Source organism: Streptomyces chartreusis (assembly GCF_008704715.1).
GTDB classification, from domain to species: domain Bacteria; phylum Actinomycetota; class Actinomycetes; order Streptomycetales; family Streptomycetaceae; genus Streptomyces; species Streptomyces chartreusis.
Genome location: NZ_CP023689.1, coordinates 8,389,930 through 8,415,102, shown reverse-complemented (window position 1 = coordinate 8,415,102; position 25,173 = coordinate 8,389,930). Strand labels below are relative to the sequence as shown.

26 protein-coding genes and 1 riboswitch are annotated in these 25,173 nt (G+C 72.3%); of the genes, 14 read left to right on the top strand and 12 right to left on the bottom strand.

Annotation, left to right across the window (positions count from 1 at the left end):
• Nucleotides 1-75 precede the first annotated feature (75 nt).
• The 3 genes from CP983_RS37300 (at nt 76) to CP983_RS37290 (ending at nt 4,913) form a co-directional block, all read left to right on the top strand.
• Nucleotides 76-2,562, top strand: coding sequence for a SpoIIE family protein phosphatase (locus CP983_RS37300; protein ID WP_150504520.1), 2,487 nt, complete (start codon nt 76-78; stop codon nt 2,560-2,562).
• Nucleotides 2,563-2,626: 64 nt separating this feature from the next.
• Complete coding sequence (locus CP983_RS37295) at nt 2,627-3,853, top strand: PP2C family protein-serine/threonine phosphatase (RefSeq protein ID WP_150504518.1); 1,227 nt, start codon at nt 2,627-2,629, stop codon at nt 3,851-3,853.
• Between the two features lie 322 nt (nt 3,854-4,175).
• Nucleotides 4,176-4,913, top strand: a complete 738-nt coding sequence (locus tag CP983_RS37290) for a lysophospholipid acyltransferase family protein (RefSeq protein ID WP_150504517.1) — start codon at nt 4,176-4,178, stop codon at nt 4,911-4,913.
• Nucleotides 4,914-4,937: 24 nt separating this feature from the next.
• On the opposite strand, the gene CP983_RS37285 is transcribed toward CP983_RS37290, so the two are convergent.
• The 7 genes from CP983_RS37285 to CP983_RS37255 form a co-directional block, all read right to left on the bottom strand.
• Complete coding sequence (locus CP983_RS37285) at nt 4,938-5,702, bottom strand: urease accessory protein UreD (RefSeq protein WP_150504515.1); 765 nt, start codon at nt 5,700-5,702, stop codon at nt 4,938-4,940.
• Nucleotides 5,699-6,376, bottom strand: a complete 678-nt coding sequence (gene ureG, locus CP983_RS37280) for an urease accessory protein UreG (protein WP_150504513.1) — start codon at nt 6,374-6,376, stop codon at nt 5,699-5,701. Before ureG ends, CP983_RS37285 begins: the two co-directional genes overlap by 4 nt.
• Before the next feature lie 165 nt (nt 6,377-6,541).
• Nucleotides 6,542-7,216 (bottom strand): urease accessory protein UreF, encoded by a 675-nt coding sequence (locus CP983_RS37275; protein WP_150504511.1) that lies wholly within the window; start codon nt 7,214-7,216, stop codon nt 6,542-6,544.
• 14 nt (nt 7,217-7,230) lie between these two features.
• On the bottom strand, nt 7,231-8,952 hold the full coding sequence (locus CP983_RS37270; RefSeq protein WP_125528074.1) for an urease subunit alpha: 1,722 nt from the start codon (nt 8,950-8,952) through the stop codon (nt 7,231-7,233).
• Nucleotides 8,945-9,256 (bottom strand): urease subunit beta, encoded by a 312-nt coding sequence (locus CP983_RS37265; RefSeq protein ID WP_107912060.1) that lies wholly within the window; start codon nt 9,254-9,256, stop codon nt 8,945-8,947. The genes CP983_RS37270 and CP983_RS37265 overlap by 8 nt, the downstream gene beginning before the upstream one ends.
• 10 nt (nt 9,257-9,266) lie before the next feature.
• Nucleotides 9,267-9,569, bottom strand: a complete 303-nt coding sequence (locus CP983_RS37260) for an urease subunit gamma (RefSeq protein ID WP_010988499.1) — start codon at nt 9,567-9,569, stop codon at nt 9,267-9,269.
• A gap of 113 nt (nt 9,570-9,682) precedes the next feature.
• Nucleotides 9,683-10,330 carry a TetR/AcrR family transcriptional regulator gene (locus tag CP983_RS37255; RefSeq protein ID WP_150504509.1) on the bottom strand — a complete coding sequence of 216 codons (648 nt, stop codon included), beginning with the start codon at nt 10,328-10,330 and terminating at the stop codon, nt 9,683-9,685.
• 111 nt (nt 10,331-10,441) lie between these two features.
• Between CP983_RS37255 and CP983_RS37250 the strand changes: the two genes are divergently transcribed.
• The gene (locus CP983_RS37250; protein WP_150504507.1) at nt 10,442-11,458 is read left to right on the top strand and encodes an ABC transporter permease; all 1,017 of its coding nucleotides are present in this window, start codon (nt 10,442-10,444) and stop codon (nt 11,456-11,458) included.
• Nucleotides 11,459-11,571: 113 nt separating this feature from the next.
• Here CP983_RS37250 and CP983_RS37245 read toward each other — a convergent pair whose 3' ends face one another.
• A complete protein-coding gene (locus CP983_RS37245) occupies nt 11,572-11,859 on the bottom strand; it encodes a type II toxin-antitoxin system Phd/YefM family antitoxin (RefSeq protein WP_107912066.1) in 288 nt (95 codons plus the stop codon).
• A 69-nt stretch (nt 11,860-11,928) separates the two neighbouring features.
• On the opposite strand from CP983_RS37245, the gene CP983_RS37240 reads away from it, so the two are divergent.
• The 3 genes from CP983_RS37240 to CP983_RS37230 all read left to right on the top strand — a co-directional run bounded on the left by CP983_RS37240 (nt 11,929) and on the right by CP983_RS37230 (nt 13,909).
• Nucleotides 11,929-12,564, top strand: a complete 636-nt coding sequence (locus tag CP983_RS37240; protein WP_107912068.1) for an ATP-dependent Clp protease proteolytic subunit — start codon at nt 11,929-11,931, stop codon at nt 12,562-12,564.
• A gap of 7 nt (nt 12,565-12,571) precedes the next feature.
• Complete coding sequence (locus CP983_RS37235; RefSeq protein ID WP_107912070.1) at nt 12,572-12,880, top strand: hypothetical protein; 309 nt, start codon at nt 12,572-12,574, stop codon at nt 12,878-12,880.
• A gap of 419 nt (nt 12,881-13,299) precedes the next feature.
• A riboswitch (cyclic di-AMP (ydaO/yuaA leader) is annotated at nt 13,300-13,432 on the top strand.
• Between the two features lie 3 nt (nt 13,433-13,435).
• Nucleotides 13,436-13,909, top strand: a complete 474-nt coding sequence (locus tag CP983_RS37230) for a C40 family peptidase (RefSeq protein ID WP_030956805.1) — start codon at nt 13,436-13,438, stop codon at nt 13,907-13,909.
• A 53-nt stretch (nt 13,910-13,962) separates the two neighbouring features.
• Here the strand turns inward: CP983_RS37230 and CP983_RS37225 are convergent, their stop codons facing one another.
• The gene (locus CP983_RS37225; RefSeq protein ID WP_150504505.1) at nt 13,963-14,577 is read right to left on the bottom strand and encodes a LysE family translocator; all 615 of its coding nucleotides are present in this window, start codon (nt 14,575-14,577) and stop codon (nt 13,963-13,965) included.
• A gap of 108 nt (nt 14,578-14,685) precedes the next feature.
• Here CP983_RS37225 and CP983_RS37220 point away from each other — a divergent pair, with 108 nt between their 5' ends.
• Nucleotides 14,686-15,609 (top strand): LysR family transcriptional regulator, encoded by a 924-nt coding sequence (locus CP983_RS37220; protein WP_150504503.1) that lies wholly within the window; start codon nt 14,686-14,688, stop codon nt 15,607-15,609.
• A gap of 4 nt (nt 15,610-15,613) precedes the next feature.
• Here the strand turns inward: CP983_RS37220 and CP983_RS37215 are convergent, their stop codons facing one another.
• Nucleotides 15,614-16,072, bottom strand: coding sequence for an ATP-binding protein (locus CP983_RS37215; protein WP_107912075.1), 459 nt, complete (start codon nt 16,070-16,072; stop codon nt 15,614-15,616).
• 213 nt (nt 16,073-16,285) lie between these two features.
• Between CP983_RS37215 and CP983_RS37210 the strand changes: the two genes are divergently transcribed.
• Together CP983_RS37210 and CP983_RS37205 are read left to right on the top strand one after the other, a co-directional pair.
• Nucleotides 16,286-17,155, top strand: a complete 870-nt coding sequence (locus CP983_RS37210) for a helix-turn-helix domain-containing protein (RefSeq protein WP_125528067.1) — start codon at nt 16,286-16,288, stop codon at nt 17,153-17,155.
• Nucleotides 17,156-17,164: 9 nt separating this feature from the next.
• Nucleotides 17,165-17,392: a DUF397 domain-containing protein gene (locus tag CP983_RS37205; RefSeq protein ID WP_107912077.1), complete on the top strand. Its 228-nt coding sequence runs from the start codon at nt 17,165-17,167 to the stop codon at nt 17,390-17,392.
• A gap of 80 nt (nt 17,393-17,472) precedes the next feature.
• On the opposite strand, the gene CP983_RS37200 is transcribed toward CP983_RS37205, so the two are convergent.
• Nucleotides 17,473-18,600 carry an 8-amino-7-oxononanoate synthase gene (locus tag CP983_RS37200; protein WP_107912079.1) on the bottom strand — a complete coding sequence of 376 codons (1,128 nt, stop codon included), beginning with the start codon at nt 18,598-18,600 and terminating at the stop codon, nt 17,473-17,475.
• 173 nt (nt 18,601-18,773) lie between these two features.
• Here CP983_RS37200 and bioB point away from each other — a divergent pair, with 173 nt between their 5' ends.
• Genes bioB through CP983_RS37180 form a run of 4 tightly spaced genes read left to right on the top strand, consistent with a single transcriptional unit; the run spans nt 18,774 to nt 22,606 of the window.
• Nucleotides 18,774-20,000, top strand: coding sequence for a biotin synthase BioB (bioB, locus tag CP983_RS37195; RefSeq protein WP_150504501.1), 1,227 nt, complete (start codon nt 18,774-18,776; stop codon nt 19,998-20,000).
• Nucleotides 19,993-21,291, top strand: a complete 1,299-nt coding sequence (locus CP983_RS37190) for an adenosylmethionine--8-amino-7-oxononanoate transaminase (protein WP_150504500.1) — start codon at nt 19,993-19,995, stop codon at nt 21,289-21,291. Before bioB ends, CP983_RS37190 begins: the two co-directional genes overlap by 8 nt.
• Nucleotide 21,292: 1 nt before the next feature.
• Nucleotides 21,293-22,009 carry a dethiobiotin synthase gene (bioD, locus tag CP983_RS37185; protein WP_150504498.1) on the top strand — a complete coding sequence of 239 codons (717 nt, stop codon included), beginning with the start codon at nt 21,293-21,295 and terminating at the stop codon, nt 22,007-22,009.
• Between the two features lie 36 nt (nt 22,010-22,045).
• Nucleotides 22,046-22,606 carry a hypothetical protein gene (locus CP983_RS37180; RefSeq protein ID WP_150504496.1) on the top strand — a complete coding sequence of 187 codons (561 nt, stop codon included), beginning with the start codon at nt 22,046-22,048 and terminating at the stop codon, nt 22,604-22,606.
• On the opposite strand, the gene CP983_RS44180 is transcribed toward CP983_RS37180, so the two are convergent.
• Nucleotides 22,603-25,131 carry a helix-turn-helix transcriptional regulator gene (locus tag CP983_RS44180; RefSeq protein ID WP_167537812.1) on the bottom strand — a complete coding sequence of 843 codons (2,529 nt, stop codon included), beginning with the start codon at nt 25,129-25,131 and terminating at the stop codon, nt 22,603-22,605. The two genes, CP983_RS37180 and CP983_RS44180, sit on opposite strands and share 4 nt — an antisense overlap.
• Between the last annotated feature and the right edge of the window lie 42 nt (nt 25,132-25,173).

Here is a 25,173-nt window from a genome sequence, read left to right as displayed (position 1 = left end):
GAGGCAGGCGTGAGCGGAAGGGTGAAGATGGGGACAAGAGGTGGTAGACCGCTCTCAGCGACAGAGAGGTCGGCCGTGGGCGCATACGAGGAGCAGGACGTTGCCCGGCAGTGGTTCGACGTGGCTGACGCCGCGGCTCTGCTGCTCGACGCCCAGGGGCGGGTGACGGGCTGGACCAGGGACGCGCAGAGGCTGCTGGAGTACTCCGCCGCCGAGGTGGTCGGCGCGAAGGCCGAGAGCCTGCTCTCGGCCGAGGACGCCCTGCGCGTGCCCGACCTCGCGCGGCGCTGCCGCAGGGACGGCAGCTGGTCGGGACTGCTGGCCGCGATGCGCAGGGGCGGCGAGCCGGTAAAGGTGATGGTGCGGGTGACCTCCGCCCAGGAGGCGCCCGGCCCGTCGCGCTGGCTGGTGCTGGTCGCCGAGATGGGCGACGCCCCGGGGTGGGCGATGAGCCGGCGGGTGCTGGAGCAGATGGTCGCCGGGTCCCCCGTCGGGATGGCGATCGTGGACACCGATCTGCGGTACGTGTGGTCGAACGCCGCCCTGGAGCAGTTCGGCGGCGGCCCGGCGCGCAACCGGCTGGGGATGCGGCTGGCCAACGTCCAGCCGGGCCTGAACTCCCGGTCCATCGAGGCGCAGATGCGCCGGGTGCTGGAGACCGGTGATCCGGTGGTCGGCTACGAGCACGTGGGACTCGTACGGTCCGCGCCGCACCGCGAGACGGCGCACATGATGTCGTTCACCCGGCTCGAGGACGAGCAGGGCCACCCCATGGGCGTCTACTACACCGTCGTCGACGTCAGCGCGCGGCACCGCGCCCGGCAGCGCCTCGACCTGCTCGACCGGGCCGGCGAGCACATCGGCCGCAGCCTCGACATCATGCAGACCGCGCAGGAACTGGCCGACGTGGCGATCCCGACGTTCGCCGACTTCGTCTCCGTGGACCTGCTGGAACCGGTGCTGGCGGGCGCCGAACTCACCTCCGGGCCGCCCGGCGACACGGCCGTGGTCCCACTGCGCCGGGCCGGGCAGATGTCGGTGAACGAGAACCTGCCGGAGGCCAGCTTCGCCGTGGGTGAGGCGGCCACCTACCTCACCGGCTCACCGCCGCTGCGGGTCCTGGCGACGGGCCTGCCCTGGCGCCAGGCACGACTCGACCCGCTCGCCAGGGACTGGGCCACGAACGCGTCCGGGGGCCGGCCCGCGACCTTCCTGGAGCTGGGTCTCCAGAGCGTGATGATCGTGCCGATACGCGCCCGGGGTGTCACCCTCGGCGTCACCACCTTCTTCCGGCACCGCCGCCGGGACCCCTTCGACGAGGACGACCTGACGCTGGCGGAGGACCTGGTCTCACGGGCGGCCGTCTGCGTCGACAACGCCCGCCGCTACACCCGCGAGCGGGACGCCGCGCTGGTCCTGCAGCGCAGCCTGCTCCCCCACCGGCTGCCCGATCAGGACGCCGTGGAGGTCGCCGCCTGCTACCGCCCCGCCGACGAGCTGACCGGCCTCGGCGGTGACTGGTACGACCTGATCACGCTGTCCGGCGGGCGGGTCGCGCTGGTGGTGGGCGAGGTCCCCGGGCACGGCATCGACGCCGCCGCGGCGATGGGCCGGCTGCGGACCGCCGTACGGACCCTCGCGGCGCTGGACCTGCCGCCCGACGAGGTGCTGGCCCACCTCGACGACCTGGTCGCGCGCTCCGCCCACGAGGAGGGCGTCGAGGCGAGCTCCGAGGAGGCCGCGGTCGCCCAGTCGGTGGGGTCCGCGTGCCTGTACGTCGTCTACGACCCGGTCGACGGGCAGTGCACGATGGCGGCCGCGGGGCATCCGGCGCCGGCCGTGGTGCTGCCCGACGGCGAGGTCACGTTCGTGGATCTTCCGCAGGGGGCGCCGCTGGGGGTCGGCGGCCCGCCGTTCGAGTCGGTCGAGCTGGCGCTCGCGGCGGGCAGCACGCTCGCCCTGCACACCGACGGGCTGCTGGCGCGGGAGGAGGGGGACCGGGCCGTGGAGCCGGACCGGGAGCGGTTGCGCCAGGCCCTGGAAGGACGCACGGATTCGCTCGACGACCAGTGCCGGACCGTGGTGGAGGCGCTGGTCCCGGACCGCCCGCACGACGACGTGGCGCTGCTGATGGCCCGCACCCGGGTGCTCGGAACCGAGCAGGTCGCCGACTGGGACCTGCCCGCGGACCCGGCGGCCGTCGCCGACGCCCGTAAGACGGCCGCCCGGCTGCTGACGGAGTGGGGTCTGGACGAGCTGGCGTTCACCACGGAGCTGGTGGTCAGCGAGCTGGTCACCAACGCGATCCGGTACGCGGCCGGACCCATCAGGCTGCGCCTGATCAGGGAGCGCGCCCTGGTCTGCGAGGTCTTCGACGGCGGCGCGACCGCCCCGCACCTGCGCCATCCGCGCACCACGGACGAGGGGGGCCGCGGACTGCTGCTGGTGTCCCAGTTCACCCAGCGCTGGGGCACCCGGTTCGTCCCCGAGGGGAAGATCATCTGGGCCGAGCAGCCCCTGACCGATCAGCCGCCCCAACCTGACGAATCGGCACAGATGTAGTACATCGATAGATACGCCATATGGCGTGAAGAACTGGACGGATTCCGGTGGTGAGGCGGGAGCCATGAACGAGAGGGCTGTCGACTACGAGGCGATCTTCCAGTGCCTGCCCGGAATGGTGGCGCTGCTGACCCCCGACCTGGTCTACGTCGATGCCAACGAGGACTTCCAGCGCCTGTCCGGACGCCCACGCGAGGAACTGGTGGGCCGGTACCTCTTCGATGTCTTCCCCGACAACCCCAACGACACGACCGCCAGCGGCATGCGCAACCTCCACGCGTCGCTGCTGCGCGTGGTGGCCACCGGCGAGCGGGACGCGATGGCGCTGCAGCGCTACGACGTCGAGGATCCCCCCGGCGAGTGGTCGGAGCGCTACTGGAGCCCGGTCAACGCGCCCGTCTTCGGCCCCGACGGGAAAGTGGCACTCCTCGTGCACCGCGTGGAGGAGGTCACCGAACTCATCCGGCTGCGCGGCGGCACGGGCAGCAACAGCCGGGCGCGGGTGCTGGAGGCGGAGCTGTACACGCGGGCGAGGGAGCTCCAGGAGCTCAACGAACGACTGCGGCAGTCCCACGCCCGCGAGCGCGAGGTGGCCCTCGCCCTCCAGGAGGCCATGCTGCCGCCGCGCCGGCAGGTGCGCACCGGCCGGGCCGCCGTGCGCTACCGGCCCGCGGTCGGCGCGCTGAACGTATGCGGCGACTGGTACGACGTGGTCGACCTGGTCGGCGGCAACCGCATCGGCGTATCGGTGGGCGACGTGGTCGGGCACGGCCTCGGCGCGGCCGGCGTGATGGGGCAGCTGCGCAGCGCGCTGAGCGCCACCTCCCGGGTCGCCGACGGCCCCGCGCAGGCGCTGGACGTGCTGGGGCGCTACGCCCATGTCGTCGACGGCGCCGAATCGGCCACCGTGGCCACGACGTTCATCGACTTCGACGCCCGGACCGTCACCTACAGCAGCGCGGGCCATCCGCCTCCCGTCCTGGTCCATCCCGACGGCCGGGTGGAGTTCCTCGACCAGGCCACCGACCCGCCGCTGGACGCCCGGCCCGACCCCGTACCGAGACCACAGGCGGTGACCACCTACACGAGCGGCGCCACCCTCGCGCTGTACACGGACGGCCTGGTGGAACGCCGTCACGAGGACATCGACACCGGGCTGGAGCGCCTCGCCGACTCGCTCGTGCGGCATCGCACCGCCGACCCGGAGCACCTCGCCGACGCCGTGCTGACGGAGCTGCTGCCACCGGGCGGCGCGACCGACGACACGGCCTTGATCATCGTGCGCCTGTGAGAAGCGGACAGCGGCGACGGCCGCCGGCAAGAACGGACCACCTGCCGCCCGGCGATCGTGATCACGCCAAACCCGGCCATCGGGTTGCCGCGCACCGGCCCCGAAGACCAGGCTGGTCAGGCGGTCCTCCCCACCCGCAAACGACGCCGTCCACCGGCCGCCTGACACCCGGTCAGGAAAGTCGGAATGAGTCGGTATCGGTCCCGACCGGCCCGGTTCCGGCCGGTCAACCCTGCGCCTACACTGGCCTCCCCACGGCACGCTGGTTGACCTGCCAGAACGCGGCGGCCCGAGCTGATCCCCCTGAGTGAGGAGCGCCCCTTTGTTCTACTACGTACTCAAATACGTATTGTTGGGACCGCTGCTGAGACTGGTCTTCCGGCCGCGAATAGAAGGCCTTGAGCACGTGCCGGCCACGGGCGCGGCCATCGTCGCCGGCAACCACCTGTCGTTCTCCGACCACTTCCTGATGCCGGCGATACTGAAGCGGCGCATCACCTTCCTGGCGAAGAAGGAGTACTTCACCGGCCCGGGGATCAGGGGCCGCCTCACCGCGGCGTTCTTCCGCAGCGCCGGCCAGATCCCGGTCGACCGCACCGGCAAGGAGGCGGGCCAGGCCGCGATCCGTGAAGGGCTCGGCGTCCTGAGCAAGGACGAACTCCTCGGCATCTACCCCGAGGGCACCCGCTCGCACGACGGCCGCCTCTACAAGGGCAAGGTCGGCGTCGCCGTGATGGCCCTGAAGGCGGGGGTCCCGGTGATCCCCTGCGCGATGATCGGCACGTTCGAGGCCCAGCCGCCCGGCAAGGTCATCCCCAACATCCACCCGGTGAAGATCCGCTTCGGCAAGCCCCTCGACTTCTCCCGCTACGAAGGCATGGAGAACGAGAAGGCGATCCTGCGCGCGATCACCGACGAGATCATGTACGCCATCCTGTCGCTGTCCGAGCAGGAGTACGTCGATCAGTACGCGGCCGTCGCCAAGGCCGAGGAAGAGGCGGCGGCAAAGGCGGCCAAGGCGGAGAAGGAGCGCAGGTTCCCGAGGCTGCCCATCAGCTGACGCGGCTGCCGGCCGAGCGGCTGCTCAGGCGAGGGCGTCGAGCGCCTCGTCGAGCAGCCGGCGCAGCCGCAGGGCGTCGGCCGCCACCGCGCTCACCAGGACGGCGGGCCCTGCGAGGGGCAGCACCGCGGCGTTCTCCCCCAGCACCCGGGCCGCCACCGGATTCGCACCGAACTCGGGCCGTACGACGACGAGTTGTCCGACGGCCCGGCAGCCGCCGAGTCCTGCGGGCCCGTCCCAGCCACCCGGCGCCCCGGGCCCGCAGGCCAGCTCCTGGTCGAGCACCAGGCGCCCCGCGACACGCACCCGGATCCGGCTGCCGAGCCGTCCGGGCTCCTCCCCCACCCTCCCGAGCACCTGCTCCTCACGCAGCACGAGCCGCCCGGCGGCACCGACGTCGACGTGGGTCGTGACGTGCAGGTCGCTGCCCCGGGCGGAGATCAACTGCTCGGGCAGCCAGTGCAGTTCGCCGCCGTCCGCCACGGACAGCCGTACGTCGTAGCGGGCCTCGCTCTTGCCCTGGCCCGGCAGCGCGATCGTGGCGGCGGCCGACCCGATCTTCAGCCGGGCGCCGCTCTCGACGTCGGCCTCGACGGTGAAGTGGTCGCCGCCGAGCGGCCCGCTCATCGCGCCCACGAGCATCACCCGCGCCTCGGCCCCGCTGCCCTGGGTGCGTCTGAGTGCCAGCGGCCCGTCGCCGTCGAGCACGGGCAGCGACGTACCACCCCGCCCGTCGTCCCGGGCGACGATCCGCGCGTGCGCCCGTATGCCACCGGTCGCGGTCGTCATGCGGTCCACGCCGCGAGCCGGTCCCGCACCCAGTCGGCGACGTCCGTCACTCCGGGCTCGCTCCGCAACGACTGGAAGACGACGGGGAGTTCGGCGCGCTGCGCCTTGGCGTCGGCCGCCATCCGCGCGAGGTCGGAGCCGACGTACGGCGCGAGGTCGGTCTTGTTGACGACGAGCAGGTCGGCGGTGGTGACGCCGGGCCCTCCCTTGCGGGGGATGTCGTCCCCTCCGGCCACGTCGATCACGAAGATCTGCGCGTCGACGAGCCCCTTGGAGAAGGTGGCGGTGAGGTTGTCGCCACCGGACTCGACGAGGATCAGGTCGAGGGGCCCGACCTCGTCCTCCAGGTCCTCGACGGCCTCCAGGTTCGCGGAGATGTCGTCCCGGATCGCGGTGTGCGGGCACGCTCCCGTCTCCACGGCGGTGATCCGCTCGGGCGGCAGCACGGCCTCCCGCAGCAGGAACTCGGCGTCCTCACGGGTGTAGATGTCATTGGTGACGACGGCCAGTGACAGCGTCTCGCGCAGTGCCCGGCAGAGCGCGGCGACGGTGGCCGTCTTCCCGGACCCGACGGGCCCACCGAGACCGATACGCAACGCCCGCCGCGACCCGTCGGGCCGGCGCGCATCAGCGCTGACGGCGGAGGGGCCGTCGTGGAAGTGGTCGAGGTGCATGGGCAGTTCCTTTCTCGGTGCCGGGCCGGAAATGACAGCCCGTCCGGCGATTGAGGACGAGGCCGTGTCGGCCGGAGCGGGGTCCGGAGCGGCAGCCCCGGCGGGGTCGAAGGGGCGGAGCCCCTTCAGGACGGGACGGGTAGGGGCGGCGGGGGCGAGAAGAACTCACGACGCGAACAGCCGTACGGCCCAAGCCGCATGCACCTCCGCCCCGATCTCCAGCAACGGCCCCGATGCGGCGGGCAGCGCATCGACCCCGCCGGCGACGACACCCCGCCCCGCCTCCACGGCCCGATCCACCACCCGATCCATCTCCGGCGCCAACCGGGCCAGCACGGCCGTGGCCTCGAAGGGATCGAGACTCAGCAGCCGCACCGTCGCACTCGCCGGCCCACTGACACTCTCGTACGCCGCGCAGTACGCCGCCTCGACGGCCCCCAGCCCCGCGGCCCGAGCGGCCACCCCCAGCACGACAGGCTGATGCGCCCCCTTGGGAAACCGCCCCGCCAACTCCTCCAGCTCCGCCGAGGGCCACGTGGCCCGAGCGGCCCGCATCAACTGCCGTCCCAGCTTCCGCGCGGCGAGTCGCAGAGCGGGCGACGGCGTACGGGCGTCGGCGGCGGCGTCCAGCTCCACCTGGTCACCCCCGGCCGCGGCCGCCGCCGCGAGCGAGGCCGCGACGAGCCCGGCCGTGTGCAGCCGTCCCCGGCAGAAGTCCTCCAGGCTCGCGGCCCCGGTGATCCGGCCCGCCTTGACGGCTGCCTCGGCCCCGCCGGAGTGCGCGTGCCCCCCGGCGGGAAAGCGGCCGTCGGCCAGGACGAGAAGTGCTGCTCGTGTCATCGCGGTTCCGGCCGTCAGAAGAGGAAGTACCGCTGTGCCATGGGGAGTTCGGCGGCGGGCGTGGCCTCCACCAGCTCCCCGTCGATGTGCACGGCGAAGCTGTCGGGGTCGATCCGTACGTCGGGCCGCGCGTCGTTCTGCCGCATGTCGGCCTTGGTGACGCCACGCGTGGAGTCGATGGCCACGAACCGCTTCCCGAGCCGGAGCCGCTCCGGAAGCCCGTCCTCGATGGCGAGCGGGGCGACGAAGTTGACCGAGTTGGCGGCCGGTGCCCGTCCGATCGCGCCGAACATCGGCCGGGGCAGGATTGGCTGCGGCGTCGGGATGGACGCGTTGGCGTCGCCCATCTGCGCGTAGGCGATCTGTCCGCCCTTGATGACGAGCTGCGGCTTCACACCGAAGAACGCCGGTTCCCACAGCACCAGGTCGGCGAGCTTGCCGCTCTCCACGGAGCCGATCTCACGCGCGAGGCCCTGCGCGAGCGCGGGGTTGATCGTGTACTTGGCCACGTACCGCCGCACCCGGTGGTTGTCGGCGCGTCCGTCCCCCGGCAGCGCGCCGCGCCGCCCCTTCATCACATGCGCGGTCTGCCAGGTCCGCATGACGACCTCGCCCACGCGTCCCATGGCCTGCGAGTCCGACGAGATGATCGAGATCGCGCCCAGGTCGTGGAGTATGTCCTCGGCCCCGATGGTCGACGGCCGGATCCGCGATTCGGCGAAGGCGAGGTCCTCGGGCACGGCCGCGTTGAGGTGGTGGCACACCATCAGCATGTCGAGGTGTTCCTCAGCGGTGTTGACGGTGAACGGCCGGGTCGGGTTCGTCGAGCTCGGCAGCACGTGCGGTTCGGAGACCACGCTCATGATGTCCGGCGCGTGCCCGCCGCCCGCGCCCTCGGTGTGGTAGGCGTGGATGCCGCGGCCGGCGATGGCGGCGAGCGTGTCGCCGACGAAGCCGGCTTCGTTGAGGGTGTCCGTGTGGATCGCGACCTGGATGCCGGTCCGGTCGGCGACGGTCAGCGAGGCGTCGATGACGGCCGGGGTGGAGCCCCAGTCCTCGTGCAGTTTCAGACCGAGGGCGCCGCCGCGGATCTGGGACAGCATCGCCTCGTGGGAGACGGTGTTGCCCTTGCCCAACAGGCCGAAGTTGACGGGGTGTTGCTCCATCGCCTCCAGCATCCGCGCCAGATGCCACGGGCCGGGCGTCACGGTGGTCGCCTTCGAGCCCTCGGCGGGTCCGGTGCCGCCGCCGACGAGCGTGGTGATGCCGGAGGCGAGGGCCTCGTCGGCGATCTGGGGGCAGATGAAGTGGACGTGCGCGTCTATGGCGCCGGCGGTGAGGATCCGTCCGTTGCCGGCGATGATCTCGGTCTCGGGGCCGATGACGAGGTCCGGGTGCACCCCGTCCATCGTGTCGGGGTTGCCCGCCTTGCCGATGCCGGTGATCCGGCCGTCGCGAATGCCGACGTCGGCCTTGACGATGCCCCAGTGGTCGATGATCACGACACCGGTGACGACCGTGTCGGGGGTGCCTTCCGCGCGCGTGGCACGCGACTGTCCCATGGACTCGCGGATGACCTTGCCGCCGCCGAACACGGCCTCGTCCCCGGCGAGTCCGGGACCTCCGGAGCGGTCCTCCTCGATCTCGACGAGCAGATCGGTGTCGGCGAGCCGGATGCGGTCACCGGTCGTCGGACCGAACAGATCGGCGTACGCGGCGCGGGAGATCTCAGGCATCGAGGGCACCTCCGGTCTCCCCGCGCAGTCCGGGCACCACTCGGGCGCCGGTGAGCGGGACGAGTTCGACGTCGACCGGGATGCCGGGCTCGAAGCGCACGGCGGTGCCGGCGGCGATGTTCAGTCGCTTGCCGCGGGCCGCCGCGCGGTCGAAGTCCAGGCCGGGGTTGGCCTCGGCGAAGTGGTAGTGGGAGCCGACCTGGACGGGCCGGTCGGCGGCGTTGAGGACGGTGAGCCGGGTGACCTCACGGCCTTCGTTGTAGACGATCGGCCCGTCGGCGAACAGGATCTCTCCGGGAATCATCGAGGCCCCCTCAGACGATCGGGTCGTGGACGGTGACCAGCTTGGTGCCGTCGGGGAACGTCGCCTCGACCTGGACGTCGTGGATCATCTCGGGGATGCCCTCCATGACGTCGTCGCGGGTGAGCAACTTGCGTCCGGAGGACATGAGTTCGGCGACCGTACGGCCGTCGCGGGCGCCCTCGAGGATGTGCGACGTGATGAGGGCGACCGCCTCGGGGTGGTTCAGCTTCAGCCCGCGGGCCCGGCGCTTCTCGGCGACGTCGGCCGCCACGTGGATGAGCAGCCTCTCTTGCTCGTGCGGGGTCAGTTGCACGTCCCACCTCACAGTCCTCGCTCCGGACCGTGCGGGGTCCGGTTGCCGCGGCCACCGGGCAAAAGTGCCTGGTGGCTGGTTCGGCAGGCTAGTTGGACCGCGTTTCGAGCAAGTTAACCAAGCTGTGATCCTCCGGTCGCGGCGTCGTCGTCCCGCATGCCCGTCAGGGCGCGCAGCCCGTCGCGCAGGACCTCGACCGGGGCGGGCCCGAAGAGGGACTGCTGGGCGATGAAGCCCAGCACGGCGGCGATCATCGTGCGGGCCACATGGTCCGGCTCCACGTCGGTGCGCATCATCCCGGCCTTCTGGTAGCCCTCGACGATCCGCCCCCAGGCCGCGCGCACCGAGAGGTAGCCCTCGCGCAGGACGGCCGCGAGCTCCTCGTTGCGCAGCGTCTCCGTCCAGACCTGGACGACGAGCCGCGGAAAGGCGGGCCTGCCGTCGACGACGAGGGACTCGCGGGCGGCGAGCGTCCGGCCCAGGACGGCGGCGACGAGCTCGTCGGGCGGCGGGGGCGGGCTCTGCCGCGCCGCTTCCTCGAAGGCCTCATGGACCGAGCCGAGCACCTCGCCGACGATCGCGCCGATCAGCTCCTCCTTGCCGCTGAAGTAGCGGTAGACGGCCCCCGCCGACAGGTCGACCTCCTTCAGCACGTCCTGCATGGACGTGGCGTGAAAGCCGTTCCGGGCGAAGCAGATCGCGGCGCCGTCGAGGATCTGCCGGCGGCGGGCGTCGAGGTGTTCCTGGGATACGCGGGCCATGCTCCAAAACTAAAACGAACATTCCTTCTTGACAAGGACCGGACCTTGCGCGCACGGTGATGACACAGCAAAAACGAACGATCCTTCTTTTTAGAGATCCAGGGAGCTCCCATGTCCACCCGGTCCGCTACACCGCACAAGAGCGCCGAGTCCCGGCGCCTGATCGCGGTCGTCCTCCTCGTTCCGCTCCTCGCCGCCCTCGCGCTGTGGGCCTTCGCCTGGCCGGCCGCCCGCACCGCCCCGCGCGACCTGCCGCTGGGCGTCGCAGGACCGGCCGCCGCCACCGCACAGGTGGAGCAGCAGCTAGGTCGGCACGAGGGCGCCTTCGACATCCACCGCTACGCCGACGAGGCCGCCGCCCGCGAGGCCATCGAGGACCGGACCGTATACGGCGCCGTCGTCGTGACCCCCCAGGGCCCGGAGCTGCTGACAGCGTCGGCGGCGAGCCCGGCGGTCGCCCAGCTGCTCCAGCAGGCGGTGGCGCAGCAGGCCGCCGCCGAGGGCACCCAGGTGAAGACCGTCGACGTCGTGCCCGCGCCGGAGAGCGACCCGCGTGGCGCGGGCCTGACCTCCAGCGTCCTGCCGCTCGCCCTGGCCGGCATGGCGGCGGGCGCGGCGGTGACCCTGCTCGGGCTGCGCGGCGTCCGTGCCGTCGGCGCCCTGGTCGGTGTCGCCACCCTGATCGGCCTGGTCGCGGCGTCGATCGCGCACAGCTGGCTGGGCGTGCTCACCGGCGACTGGTGGGCGGAGGCCGGCGTGTTCGCACTGACGACACTGGCCGTGAGCGGGGCCGTCGCGGGTCTCGCCGCCCTGGTCGGCACCGCCGGTATCGGTATCACTGCGGCCACGATCATGCTGATCGGCAACCCGTTCTCCGGGGCGGCCTCGGCGCCGCAGATGCTGCCGGAGCCGGTCGGCGCGATCGGCCAGTGGCTGCCGCCGGGGGCGGGCACGACCCTGCTGCGCTCGGTGTCCTTCTTCGACGGCTCGGCGGCGATCGGCCCGGCCCTCACCCTGACCTGGTGGGCCGCGCTTGGCCTGGGCGCCGTACTGCTGGGGAACGCGCTCAAGGCCCGCGCGACGAGCACCGAGCAGGCACCCGAGCGCGAACTGGCGACCGTCGGCTGACCACCGACGAGGAACGGCGACCGGCCCCGGTCACACCGAACCGACCGTGCACCCCCGCTGTAGCGGACGGGGGTGCACGGTCTCGTCGTGTCCGGGGCCGGTGGCGGCCGGTGCTAGGAGGGGCTCGACCCGCGATGCTCGGCGGCGATGCCGAAGCGCTGCCGTTCGCGGGGAGCGGAAGCGACCTCGCGGACGCTGGAGACCGCGGTGATCACCTGCTCCTCGGCGAGGTCGGCGGGCTCCCCGAGCTTTTCCAGTCGTTCGAGGTCAGAGGCGGAGACAAGGGCGACAAGGGGCTTCCCGTGACGCGTCACGACGACGCGCTCACCGCCGTACACCACGCGATTGATCAGATCGGCGAGCTCAGCCCTGGCTTGCGTCACCGGAATCTCGTAGGCCATGCTCCCCACATTACGTCATGTACGTCCTGTACATTTTTTACAGGCACCCCGGCAAGGGAGGCGTGAGCCATGACCCGACCGTCCGCCCGCTACGTACTGCCCGAGTTCACCGAACGCACCAGTTCCGGCCTCAGGACGCAGGATCCGTACTCGAAGCTGCTGGAGGAACGGATCGTCTTTCTCGGCACACCGGTCGACGACACGTCGGCGAACGACGTGATGGCCCAGTTCATGTACCTGGAGCACAAGGACCCCGACCAGGACATCTCGCTCTACATCAATTCACCGGGCGGCTCGTTCAGCGCCATGTCGGCGATCTACGACACGATGCAGTTCGTCTCCTGCGACGTGGAGACGATCTGCCTGGGCCAGGCCGGGTCGAGCGGCGCCGTACTGCTCGCGGCGGGCACACCGGGCAAGCGGTTCGCGCTGCCGGGGGCGCGGGTGGTGATCCATCAGCCGGCGCTGACCGAGCCGGTCGAGGGGCAGGCCAGCGATCTGGCGATCCAGGCCGCCGAGCTGACGCGGGTGCGGGCCCGGCTGGAGGAGATGCTCGCCCGGCACACCGGACGCACCCGCGAGCAGGTGGCCGAGGACATCGAACGGGACAAGATCCTCACCGCCCAAGAGGCGCTGGAGTACGGACTGGTGGACCGGATCATCCCCAGCCGCAAGGAGACGCTCGCTCCGCCCACGGGGCGGTGACCGGCCGGTGCTGCCACCCGAATTGCCGCCGCTGCCCGCGTTGACGCGGGCGGAGGGCGAGTTGATCGACCGTTATCTGGACGTCGTGGACCTGCTCGGCCGGATCAACCCTGCGCACCACGGCGACACCTATCGCGGGCTGCGGGCCGCCCAGGCGCTCGTGAGCAGGGCGACCGAGCTGCGGGACGCGCTGGCGCTGATGCACCAGCGCGGTGAGACGGAGCTGCACGCTCCCACGCTGGCGCGTGCGTTGCGCGTGCTGGACGGCGAGCGCCGCACGGCTCGCGTCACGGTGCCCCCGCGCTCCGACAGTTGACGACCCCTACAGCCGGATTCCGGGCGCCCCGGCCCACTGCCGAGGCGTCCGGAACGGAGTTGAAACGGACCGAACGGCGTACCCCCTTTCGGCGTAGTCGGCCCTCCTTCCGTGCGGCCGTCAGGGTTGCGCAACAGGCATGACCGGCAGACGGAATCACGCGCTCCGCCCCTGGTCCGGGACTCCTCGGGTGCCTGGACACTCACCCGAACGGGGGGTCACCCACCCGAACGGGTGAGTGGTGAGTAACACCACAAACCCCCGATTCCGTTGGGTATTTCGCTCATCCGTGCGTCAAGATCCCTGTCTGACGACAAGCCCCCGCCACAGCGGCGGGGCGGTCCGGGCGGACGCCGAGTCCTGCCGCCGCCCGGATGACCGGTCGACAGGAGTGGATCGGCAGGAGTGGAGGACCCGAGCAAGACGGGTCGCCGGAGCGGACGTTCGTTCGATCCGAGCAACCCTTGGGGTGAAGCCGCGGCAACGCGGCCGGGCAACTTCGCCAGCCCGAATCCGACAGGTCATCCTTCTCAGGCGGCTGACGAAGGGTTGCGCATGACTGCGCTCAATCGTGTCCCGTCGCTCATGGTCCGGGCCGGTACGGCTTCGGCTCTCACCATCGCCGCAGTGGGCGGCTCGATAGTGGCACCCGGCTTCACGTCCGAGGCCGAGGCAGCCACGCCGGCGTCGAAGGCACTTCAGGTCGCGGCCTCCAAGAAGGGCTCCCCGTACCGGTGGGGCGCCACGGGCCCGAACCGGTTCGACTGCTCGGGGCTCACGCTGTATTCGTTCAAGAAGGCGGGCAAGAAGCTGCCCCGCACGGCTGCCCAGCAGTACAACAAGACCCGCCACATCTCGGCCAAGAACCGCAAGGCCGGGGACCTGGTGTTCTTCCACTCGGGGTCGTACGTCTACCACGTCGGCATCTACGCCGGGAAGGGAAAGATCTGGCACTCCCCGAAGACCGGGGACGTGGTCAAGCTTCAGAAGATCTGGACCAGGAGCGTCTGGTACGGCCGGGTCAAGTGACCTGCCCGGGGGCGGTGGCGGCACCCTGACGCGCCGTCACCGCCCTCGGGGCCTCACAGGGCGAGCAGCGGCCCCGCGAGCAGGGCCGCGCCGAAGGCCGTCAGTGCGGCGCCGGTGGCGACCGTGACCGCACGTGCGGCGCGCGGCCGGCGCAGCCATCTGCCGAGCCGGTCCACCAGCAGGGCGACCACCTGGAACCACACCAGGGCGATGGCCAGCACGATCATGGCCAGCAGCAGTGTCCGGGGCAGGGCCGGAGCGCCCGCGGGCACGAACTGCGGCAGCACGCTGAGGAACGTGAGGGACGCCTTCGGGTTGAGGGCGTTGGTCACGAAGCCCTGTCGCAGTGGCCGCGCGGTGGACTCCTCGCGCGTGTCAACGACTTCGGTGGGCCGCTGCCGCAGGGTCTGCACGCCCAGGTACAGCACATAGACGCCGCCGACCAGCTGGAGCGCGCGGAACAGCGCCGGTACGGCGGCCAGGACCGCCGCCACGCCGACGACCGCCATCGTCACGTGCACCAGCAGCCCCGCGCCGATCCCGAGCGCACAGGCGATGCCGGCCCGGCGGGAGACGAGGGCGTTGCGTACGACGACGGTGAAGTCGGCCCCGGGCATGGCGACCAGGCCGGCGGAGACACCGGTGAAGGCGATGAGCTGAGCGTCCATGGACCCCAGCGTGCCGCCCGCAAGCCTTCAGTAGGTATTTCGAATATTCTGGCAATCCCTAAAGCACTTCTTAAGGCAGATGCGTGACCGACGCGGAGGGAGGGCCGCATGTACGACCCGGTCCGGCTCGCCGCCCTGGTGGCGGTCGCGGAGGCCGGCTCGATCACCCGCGCCGCCGAACGGCTGGGGTACACCACGCCCGCGCTCTCCCAGCAGCTGGCCAAGCTGGAGCGCGAGGCGGGCACGGCCCTTCTGGTACGGCATCACAGGGGCACGCGGCTGACGGGTGCGGGTGAGCTGCTGGTGGCCCGGGCGCGGCGGGTGCTCGACGAGCTGGACCGGGCCCGGCACGAGCTGGCCCGGCTGACCGGCCTGTCCGGCGGCACGCTGCGGCTCGGCACCTTCCAGACGGCCGGCATCCATCTGCTGCCGCCGGCCCTGAGCGCCTTCCGCCGGGCGCATCCGGACGTGGAGCTGACGGTCGCCGACTACGAACCGTCGGCCGGTGTCGCCGCGGTGGCGGCGGGCGAGGTCGATCTGGCGCTGACGCACACCTACGAGCCCGCGGAACCGGCCCCGCTGCCCGCGTCGGTGGGCGTCGAGCCGATCCTCGTCGAGGAACTGGTCCTGGTGTCCGCGCCGGGCCATGTGCTCACCAGCGGCGCCACGCGGCTGCCGCTGACCGAGCTGGCCGGGCAGCCGCTGATCAGCATGGCGCCGGACGCTCCGGCTCGGCGGGGTGTGGAGGCGGCGCTGACCGAGGCGGGGGCCATGCCGTCGGTGCTGGTGGCGACGCCGGGGTATCTGCTGGTGTGCGCCCTGGCCAGTGCGGGGCTCGGAGTCGCGGTCGTACCGGAGATGGTGGCGCGCACGTCGGTCGCTCCGGTGGGGGTGCGCGCGCTGGAAGGCGGGCGGTTGCGCCGTACGATCTCGGTCGCCTACCGCGGCGACGAGGCGGCTCCCGCCGCGGACGCCTTCCGGGCTCTGCTGCGCGGCACGTTCGCCCGCTCCGGGCAGCCGCTGCAGCCGTGAAGGGTCAGGACTCCTGCGGTCCCGCTGCGGCGACCGGTTCGGCGGGGACCGTCCACGGCAGTTCGATGGAGACGGTCTTGCCGCCCTCGCGGGTGGGGCGCACTCTCAGCTTGCCGCCGCATTCCGCGGTCAGCCAGCGGATGATCACCATGCCGCGTCCGTTGTCCTGCTGCACGGCGGCCGGCAGCCGCTTGGGGAAACGCGGATGGCTGTCGGTGACACCGATGCGCAGGTGTTCGTCACGGTCGAGCGCGAGGTCCACCGTGAAGGTGGGTGACTGGCCGAGGGTGTGCTGTACGGCGTTGGTGGTGAGTTCGGAGACGATCAGGCGGATGGTGTCGGCCACTTCCGTGTCCGGTGGCAGGCCCCATTCGGCGAGGGTGGTGAGCACGTAGGCCCGGGCCGCGGAGACCGAGGCGGGATCGCTCGGCAGAGTGACGGATGCTTCCAGGTGATCTGCCATGGCGACGTCGTCCCTTTCCCACGGGACCGTAGTCCGACACGGAGCGGATGGTTCGAGTACGGTCCCGGACTGGTGCTTCGTCGCCAGACTGCCATTACCGCACCCGTCACGGGTGGCGATCCACCAAGATATGCATATATCTGTCGCTCGAAGCGGTGAACTCTGCGACGGCAGACCGTATTTGGGTGGCTCGGTTGGAGTAAGGAGTAGCCCATGCAGCACGGTCCCGCGGTACGCCGCCGGAAACTGGGCGCGGAACTGCGTGCGTTACGCACCGGGGCGGGGCTCACCAGCGGTGAGGCGGCCCGGCTGGCGGGCTGGCATCAATCCAAGGTGAGCCGGATCGAAACCGGCGCCAGCGGGGTGAAACCGGCCGATGTGCGGTTACTGCTCGACGTCTACGGCGTGGAGGACGCCCAACTGCGGGAGCTGCTGGTGGTGTTGGCGGGCTCCGACGAGGGCGGCGGCCGGCATCACTGGTGGCACGCGTACCGCGGAGTACTGCCGCCGACGTACCGGGACTTCATCAGCCTGGAGTCCCAGGCGAGGGCGATGCGCACGCTGGAGACGTCGGTGGTGCCCGGCCTGCTCCAGACGCCCGAGTACGCCCGGGCGGTGACCCGGGCCGCCGTCGGCGGGCTCGACGGCGACACCGACGACCGCCTCGACGCGCTGGTCGCGGTGCGTCTGGCCAGGCAGGACGTGCTGCGCGCGGATCCGCCGCTGAAGCTGAGCGCGGTGCTGGACGAGGCGGTGCTGCGCCGGGAGATCGGCGGGCCCGAGGTGATGGCGCGGCAGCTGAGCCGGCTGATGGAGGCGGCCCGGCTGCCCCAAGTCCGTCTTCAGGTGCTGCCGTTCAGGGCCGGCGAGCATGTCGGCATCACTGGCCCTTTCGTTATCTTCTCATTTTCGAGCACTTCTGATCTGGATGTGGTTGTTCTCGACCACTTGACGAGTAGCCTCTACCTCGAACGGAAAGAAGACCTCCAGGCCTACACGGAGGCCTTCAACACCCTTCGGATCCACGCCCTTTCGCCCGAGGAATCGTTGGATTACATCGCCGCGCTAGGTGGCGGTGTGTAAGGAGGCACCATGACAGCATTGCCTCGGAACCTCATGTCCAGCACCGAACTGCCAGGTGCACGGTGGTTGCGCAGCAGCTACAGCACCGGTGCGAACAACTGCGTCGAGACGGCACGGCCGCACTCCGGTCCCTGGACCGGGCTGCTCGCGGTGCGCGACTCCAAGGACCCGGCCGGCCCCGCGCTGCTCTTCTCCCCCGAGAGCTGGGCGGGTTTCACGGCCGCGCTCCAGTCCTGACCACCCTGATCGGTCCGATCAACCCTGATCGATTCTGATCAGTTCCATCCGATGTGCGAGCAGGGCCGTGTCACGCCGACTCATGGTCGTGTCTCGCCGATCACTCGAACAGCGCGCTCGATCTCGGCCTCGGAGAGGTCCGCGCGGGCGGTCAGCCTCAGCCGTGAGATGCCGTCGGGGACGGAGGGAGGACGGAAACAGCCCACGGCGAGGCCCGCCGCACGGCACTCGGCCGCCCAGCGCACGGCCTTCTCCGGGGACGGGGCGCGCACGGAGACGACCGCGGCGTCCGGACGTACCGCCTCCAGGCCCGCGGCGGTCAGCCGCGCGTGGAGTTCACGTGCCACCGCGCCCGCCCGCGCCGCCCGCTCCGGTTCACGGCGCAGCAACCTGAGCGCCGCCAGGGCCGCGCCCGCGGACGCCGGGGCGAGCCCCGTGTCGAAGATGAACGTCCGCGCGGTGTTGACGAGGTGCTCGATCACCCGCGCGGGACCGAGGACGGCGCCGCCCTGACTGCCGAGGGACTTGGACAGCGTGACGGTGACGACGACGTCGTCCGCCCCCGCGAGCCCCGCCGCCCGCGCCGCGCCGCGCCCGCCGTCACCCAGGACGCCCAGGCCGTGGGCGTCGTCGACCAGCAGGCCTGCACCGCGCTCCCGGCACGCCTCGGCGTACTCGGCCAGCGGGGCCGCGTCGCCGTCGACCGAGAAGACGGTGTCGGACACGACGACGGCCGTGCCCTCGTGCGTGTGCAGCGCCTTGCGCACCGCCTCCGGCTCGGAGTGCGGGACGACCTGGGTGGTGCCCCGGGCCAGCCGGCAGCCGTCGATGAGCGAGGCGTGGTTGCCGGCGTCCGACACGATCAGCGAGCCGTGCGGCGCCAGCGCGGTGACCGCGGCGAGGTTGGCCGCGTAGCCCGACGAGAGGACCAGCGCGGCCTCGAAGCCGCAGAAGTCGGCCAGCTCGCGCTCCAGCTCGGCGTGCAGTTCCGTCGTCCCCGTGACGAGCCGGGAGCCGGTCGCGCCGCCGCCCCAGGTGCGCGAGGCGCGCGCCGCGCCCTCGGTGACCTCCGAATGGCGGGCCAGGCCCAGATAGTCGTTGCTCGCGAGATCGAGGAGGGGTGATTCGGCGGGCCGGGGGCGCAGGGTCCGTACGAGCCCGGCGCGGCGGCGCAGCTCCGCCTGCTCGTCGATCCAGCCGAACGCCATGGTTCCTCCGGGGCTTTGGTGAGCGGTACGCAGACGTCGCTTTTGTAGGCAGTGGACAGACCCTAGCCGTACGGCGGCCCGCCCACGGTGTGGCAATACCCACACATCGAAACGACAGGGTTGTGCAAACTCACCTTGGCTCGGACGCCCTCCGTACGTCAGGATCAGCTCCCATGGACCTGCTGAACACGCTGGTGGACAAGGGGCTTCGGCGCGAGCTGCCGACCCGCGAGGAAGCCTTGGCCGTCCTCGCCACTTCCGACGACGACCTGCTCGATGTGGTGGCCGCGGCCGGCAAGGTGCGCCGGCACTGGTTCGGCCGACGGGTGAAACTCAACTATCTGGTCAACCTGAAGTCGGGCCTGTGCCCCGAGGACTGCTCCTACTGTTCGCAGCGCCTCGGCTCCACCACCGGCATCCTGAAGTACACCTGGCTCAAGCCGGACCAGGCCTCCCAGGCCGCCGCCGCCGGATTGGCGGGTGGCGCCAAGCGGGTGTGTCTGGTGGCGTCCGGGCGCGGCCCGACCGACCGTGACGTGGACCGGGTCTCCGAGACCATCAGGACCATCAAGGACCAGAACGAGGGCGTCGAGGTGTGCGCCTGCCTCGGCCTGCTGTCCGACGGCCAGGCGGAGCGGCTGCGCGACGCTGGCGCCGACGCGTACAACCACAACCTCAACACGTCCGAGGGGACGTACGGGGACATCACGACCACGCACACCTACGCCGACCGTGTCGACACCGTGCAGAAGGCGCACGGGGCCGGGCTGTCCGCGTGCTCCGGTCTCATCGCCGGCATGGGCGAGAGCGACGAGGACCTGGTCGACGTCGTCTACTCGCTGCGCGAGCTGGACCCGGACTCGGTGCCGGTCAACTTCCTGATCCCGGTCGAGGGCACCCCGCTGGCCAAGGAGTGGAACCTCACCCCGCAGCGGTGCCTCAGGATCCTGGCGATGGTTCGGTTCGTGTGCCCGGACGTCGAGGTGCGCATCGCCGGTGGCCGCGAGGTCCACCTGCGCACCATGCAGCCGCTCGCCCTGAACCTGGCCAACTCGATCTTCCTCGGTGACTACCTCACGACCGAGGGCCAGGCGGGCAAGGCCGACCTGGAGATGATCGCCGACGCCGGCTTCGTGGTGGAGGGCACCGACCAGGTGACGCTGCCCGAGCACCGGACGGAGACGGCCGGGGGCGGCTGCGGTTCGCACGAGGCCGCCGGTTGCGGTTCGCACGACAGCGCGGGCTGCGGGTCGCACGAGGGCGCCGGGTGCGGGTCGCACGAGGGGGGCGGTGTGTGCGGTACGCCCGCCGCCGCTGCCGCTCCGGCCGGCGAGCCGCGCACCGACCTGGTCGCCGTACGCCGCCGGGGCGCCGGAACGGACCTCGCGCCCAATGCCTGACCCGCTCACCGTGCCCGGCCTGACCGTGCCCGAGCTGCTGGAACTCGACCGGCGGCATGTGTGGCACCCGTACGGCCCCATGCCCGGCCGCAGCGAACCGCTCGTCGTGGAGTCGGCGAGCGGGGTGCGGCTGAATCTCGCGGACGGCTCGGGTGAACTGGTCGACGGCATGTCGTCCTGGTGGTCGGCGATCCACGGCTACAACCACCCGGTGCTCAACGAGGCCGTGCAGCAGCAGCTGGCGCGGATGAGCCATGTGATGTTCGGCGGGCTCACCCACGAGCCCGCCGTACGCCTGGTGAAGCTCCTTGTCGACATGTCTCCGGATGGTCTGGAGCATGTGTTCCTCGCCGACTCCGGTTCGGTGTCGGTCGAGGTCGCGGTCAAGATGTGCCTCCAGTACTGGCGTTCGCTGGGCCGTCCCGGCAAGCAGCGCCTGCTGACCTGGCGCGGCGGCTATCACGGGGACACCTGGCAGCCGATGTCGGTGTGCGACCCCGAGGGCGGCATGCACGAGCTGTGGACCGGCGTGCTCCAGCGCCAGGTGTTCGCGGACCCGCCGCCTGCCGAGTACGACGAGTCGTACGCCGAGCAGCTGCGGTCGCTGATCGAGCGGCACGCGGACGAACTGGCGGCGGTCATCGTCGAGCCGGTCGTGCAGGGCGCGGGCGGGATGCGGTTCCACTCCCCCGCGTATCTGCGGGTGCTGCGCGAGGCGTGCGACGCGCACGACGTGCTGCTGGTGTTCGACGAGATCGCCACCGGGTTCGGCCGTTCCGGTGCGCTGTTCGCGGCGGACCACGCGGCGGTGACGCCGGACGTGATGTGCGTGGGCAAGGCGCTGACCGGCGGCTATCTGACGATGGCGGCCACGCTGTGCACCGCGCGGGTGGCCGACGGCATCTCGCGCGGCGAGGTGCCGGTCCTCGCCCACGGCCCGACCTTCATGGGCAACCCGCTGGCGGCCGCGGTGGCCTGCGCCTCGATCGAGCTGCTGCTCGGGCAGGACTGGCAGGCCGAGGTCAAGCGGATCGAGACGGGCCTGCGGGAAGGGCTGGCGCCCGCGTCGGACCTTCCGGGTGTGAGGGACGTACGCGTCCTCGGTGCCATCGGGGTCGTCCAGCTGGACCACGAGGTGGACATGCGGGCGGCGACGGCGGCCGCCGTGGGCGAGGGCGTGTGGCTGCGGCCGTTCCGCGACCTCATCTACACGATGCCGCCGTACGTCACGGGCGACGCGGACGTCGCACGGATCGCCCGCGCGGTGTGCGCGGCGGCGGGAGAGGGCTGACATGCCGGTACTGGTGATCACGGGCACGGGCACGGAGGTCGGCAAGACGGTCACGACCGCCGCGGTCGCCGCGGCGGCGCGGGGCGCGGGCCGGTCGGTGGCCGTGCTCAAGGCCGCGCAGACGGGCGTACGGCCTGACGAGGACGGCGACGCCCAGGAGGTCGCGCGCCTCGCGGGCCCGGTGACGACAGCCGAACTCGCGCGCTACCCCGACCCGTTGGCCCCGGCGACGGCCGCCCGCCGGGCCGGCCGGGAGGCGGTGCGCCCGCACGAGATCGCGGAGGCCGCCGCCAAGCTGGCCGCCGGGCACGACCTGGTGCTGGTGGAGGGAGCGGGCGGTCTCCTCGTCCGCTTCGACGAGTCGGGCGGCACCCTGGCGGACGCGGCCGAGCTGATGGCGGCGCCGGTCCTGGTGGTCGCCTCGGCGGGCCTGGGCACCCTGAACACGACGGAACTGACGGCACGTGAACTCCGCCGTCGGGGCCTTGACCTGCTCGGCGTGGTGATCGGCAGCTGGCCCGAGGAAGCGGACCTGGCGTCGCGCTGCAACGTCGCGGACCTGCCCGAGGTCGCCGGTGCACCGCTGCTGGGCGCGGTCCCGGCCGGCTCGGGGGCGCTGGCTCCCGCCGACTTCCGCACCGAGGCACCGGGTTGGCTCGCGCCGAGGCTGTTCGGGACGTGGGACGCGGAGGGGTTCCGGGGGCGGGTGACGGTCTGAGGCCGGGTTGTCAGACCCGCGTGCAATGCTCTGATCATGGTGAACACGGACAGGGTCGAAGACCTCCACGACGATGAAGCGCCTCCCGCTCCGGGGCCCGCCACGCCCGCCGAGTGGGACGCCCTGATCACGGAGTGGGACGAGATCCGGCAGGGCTACCACCTCGGCGATACGCCAGGGACGGTCCTGGCGTGCGCTAGAAGTCTCGAGGCGAGCCTGGCGGCGGGCGGCCCGGACACGGCTCTGTGGACGTTCGGGCTGGTGCTCATAGGCCCCTACGTGATCTACGCCCATCCGGACCCGGCTGCCGAGGCGCATGTGCTCAAGGCGATGGCCGCCGTCGAGCGGACTCTCGGTCAGGCGGACTGCGGGCACGACGAGCATCCGTGCGACGACATGCCGGACGACGACGAGTTGGACAACCTCCGGTATGTGCTGGAGACGCTGGCCCGTCCGGAGCGGGGCGCCGATGACGACGGCGAAGGCTCGTCCGCCGACGGTGAGTCGGACGACTGGTTCGCAGGCGGGATGACTCGGGAGGTCTGGGCCTGCCCGCGGAATCTCGCCGGGTTCGCCCGCGCGTTCTCCGAGGGCTAGCCGGACTCGGGCTCGCCGCTCTCGGCGAGGAGGCGTACCAGTTCGATGCGCGAGCGGATGCCCAGGCGGGTGAAGACGCCTCGCAGGTGGTGGTCGATGGTGCGGGGGCTGAGGGCCAGGCGGACGGCGATCTCGCGGTTGGTGGCGCCGTCGGCGGCCATGCGGGCGACCAGGAGTTGCTGGGCCGTGAGGGTGGCGGTCGGGCTGTCGGGGGCGGTGCGGGCCGGGGCCGCCGGGGTGCCGAGGGCGCGGAGTTCGGTGCGGGCCCGGGTGGCGCAGTGCGGGGCGCCGAAGGAGTCGAACGCCTCCAGCGCGCTGTGCAGACGGTCGCGTGCCTCCGAACGGCGGCGCAGTCGGCGCAGGGCGCTGCCGAACAGCAGCTCCGTGCGGGCGCGTTCGAAGTCGCGGGTGCCGCGGGAGTGCAGATCGAGCGCCGCGCGGTAGTGGTCCACGGCCTCCTCGCCGGGCGCGAGCAGGGCTCGGCAGCGGGCGCTGAGGGCCAGGTCGTCGGGGCTGAGTACCGTGCCGGCCCAGCGTTCGTAGTCGGCGTGCGCCACGCGGGCGACCCGGGTGTCGCCGGTGCGGACGGCCGCCTCCACGTAGTGCGGGGTGGCCAGGTGCCGGATGGCCCGGTGGCCGTGGCCGGGGCCGAATCCGGCGAGGGCACGCAGCCGGGCCGCGGCGGCGGCGAAACGGCCGCTGCTCAGGTCGAGGAACGCGAGCGCCCATTGGGCGAGGGCGGCGGGCAGGCCCAGGCCACGCGCCAGGGCGTACGACCGTGCGGTCGCCGCCCGTTCACGGCAGACGTCGGCGTCCCCGGTCAGCGCCGCGAACATGGCGAGGGCGGCCTGGAGGTGGCAGGCGCCGTTGTCCTGGCCGGTGGCGTGGGCCTGCCAGAGCGCGTCCGCCGCGGCGGCCTCGCCGGCCCGGGGGCGTCCCGTCCAGAAGTCGGCGTACGCCCGGAACTCCATGGCCTGCGGCACGGTCACCGGGGTGCCCCGCGCCCGGGCGGAGGCGGCCGCGCGGACCGTCGCGGTGACCGCGCGGGTGTGGTCGCCGAGGAGCAGGGCGGCGATCGCGGCGTGGATCAGGACGGTGGGATCACCGCCGGGCCCGCACCGCCCTGCGGCCGACTTCAGCAGGTCACGCGCGTCCGCGTACCGCCCGTCGAACGCGGCCACCAGCCCGCCCAGCGTGCCGGGCGCCACGACACCGAGCCGACCGGCAGCTCTCGCCGCCTCACGCAGTCGGCGCAGATCACCGGTGTAGATGGCGGCTTCGGTGGCGCGGGCGAGGAGGTGGGTGGCGAGGGTTGGCGGGGTGATGGTGGACGGGGTGACTGAGGTGCGGGCGCTCGGGATGGCCGGCGTCACGGCGCGTGGGTCGGCCGGGGTCAAGGTGCGCGGGTCGGAGGGGGCCGCGGTGCGCGAGGCGGCCGGGGCCGCGGTGCGCGGGTCGGCCGGTGTGAAGATGCGCGGGTCGGAGGGGGCCGCGGTGCGCGAGGCGGCCGGGGTCGTGATGCGCGGGTCGGCCGGGGCCACGCTGTGTGAGGCGGCCGGGGTCGCGGTGCGCGACGTGCTCGGAGTGACCGCGCGCGGGGCGACCGAAGCCGGGGCGGCGAGGGGCGGGGCACCCCGGTCCGATGACGTCGGCGCCGCGGCACTCACCCCGATCAGCAGCGCGTCGAACGCCTCCGTCGCGTTTCCCGCCCGCAGGGCCAGCACCCCGCTCAGCGCGTCGTCGGTCGCGCTCGACGCCAGGCGGCGGGCTCGGTCACCGTCGCCGGAGCGCCAGGCGTAGGCGGCGGCTCGGGCCGTCAGGCGATGCTGTTCGGCGGCGTCGGGGCACAGCGCCGCGGCCCGCTCCGCCAGTGTCCGTGCCACCGACAGGCGTCCGGTGTCGGCCGCCGTGCCCGCCGCGGCGGAGAGTTCCGCGGCCAGTCGCCCGCTGGGGCCGAGCGCGCCCGCGCCCCGGTGCCAGGAGCGCGACGGTGTCTCGCCCTCGCCGCGCAGCACACGGGCCAGCAGCCGGTGGACATCGCGGCGGTCGGCCGGCGTGCCGGTCTCGTAGGCAGCGATCCGCGTCCACGCGTCGCGGAACGCCACCCCGCCCGCTCCGGCGTGTGCGATCCCGGCCGCCTCGGCGGCGTCCAGGCACCGGGTGTCGAGACGGGCCGCGACGACGGCGCGCAGGAAGGCGTCGGTGGAGACCGGGTACTGGTCGGCCGCGGCGAGGAGCAGCAGGAGGCGGGTGTCGTCCGGCAACGCGCGTATCTCCGCCCGGTGTTCGCGCAGCAGGGCCGGGGCGAGTTCGGCCGGCTCCGTGGGGAGCGGGTCGGTGCCGGTCAGCTGACGGTCGGTGAGGCGCGGGAGAAGCTCGGCGGCGGCGCGCCGATCGCCGTACACGGCACGCAGCACGCGCACCCGGACGCCCTCCGTGAGGCCGGCGGCCGGTTGGCGCCACGCGTCCGTGCGCTGCGGTGGCGAAGTGCGGTCAAGAGGTGGGGGGTTCACCGGAGTCACCACACAAATGACGTTACTGGCGGGTTACTTGAATCGTAAAGACCG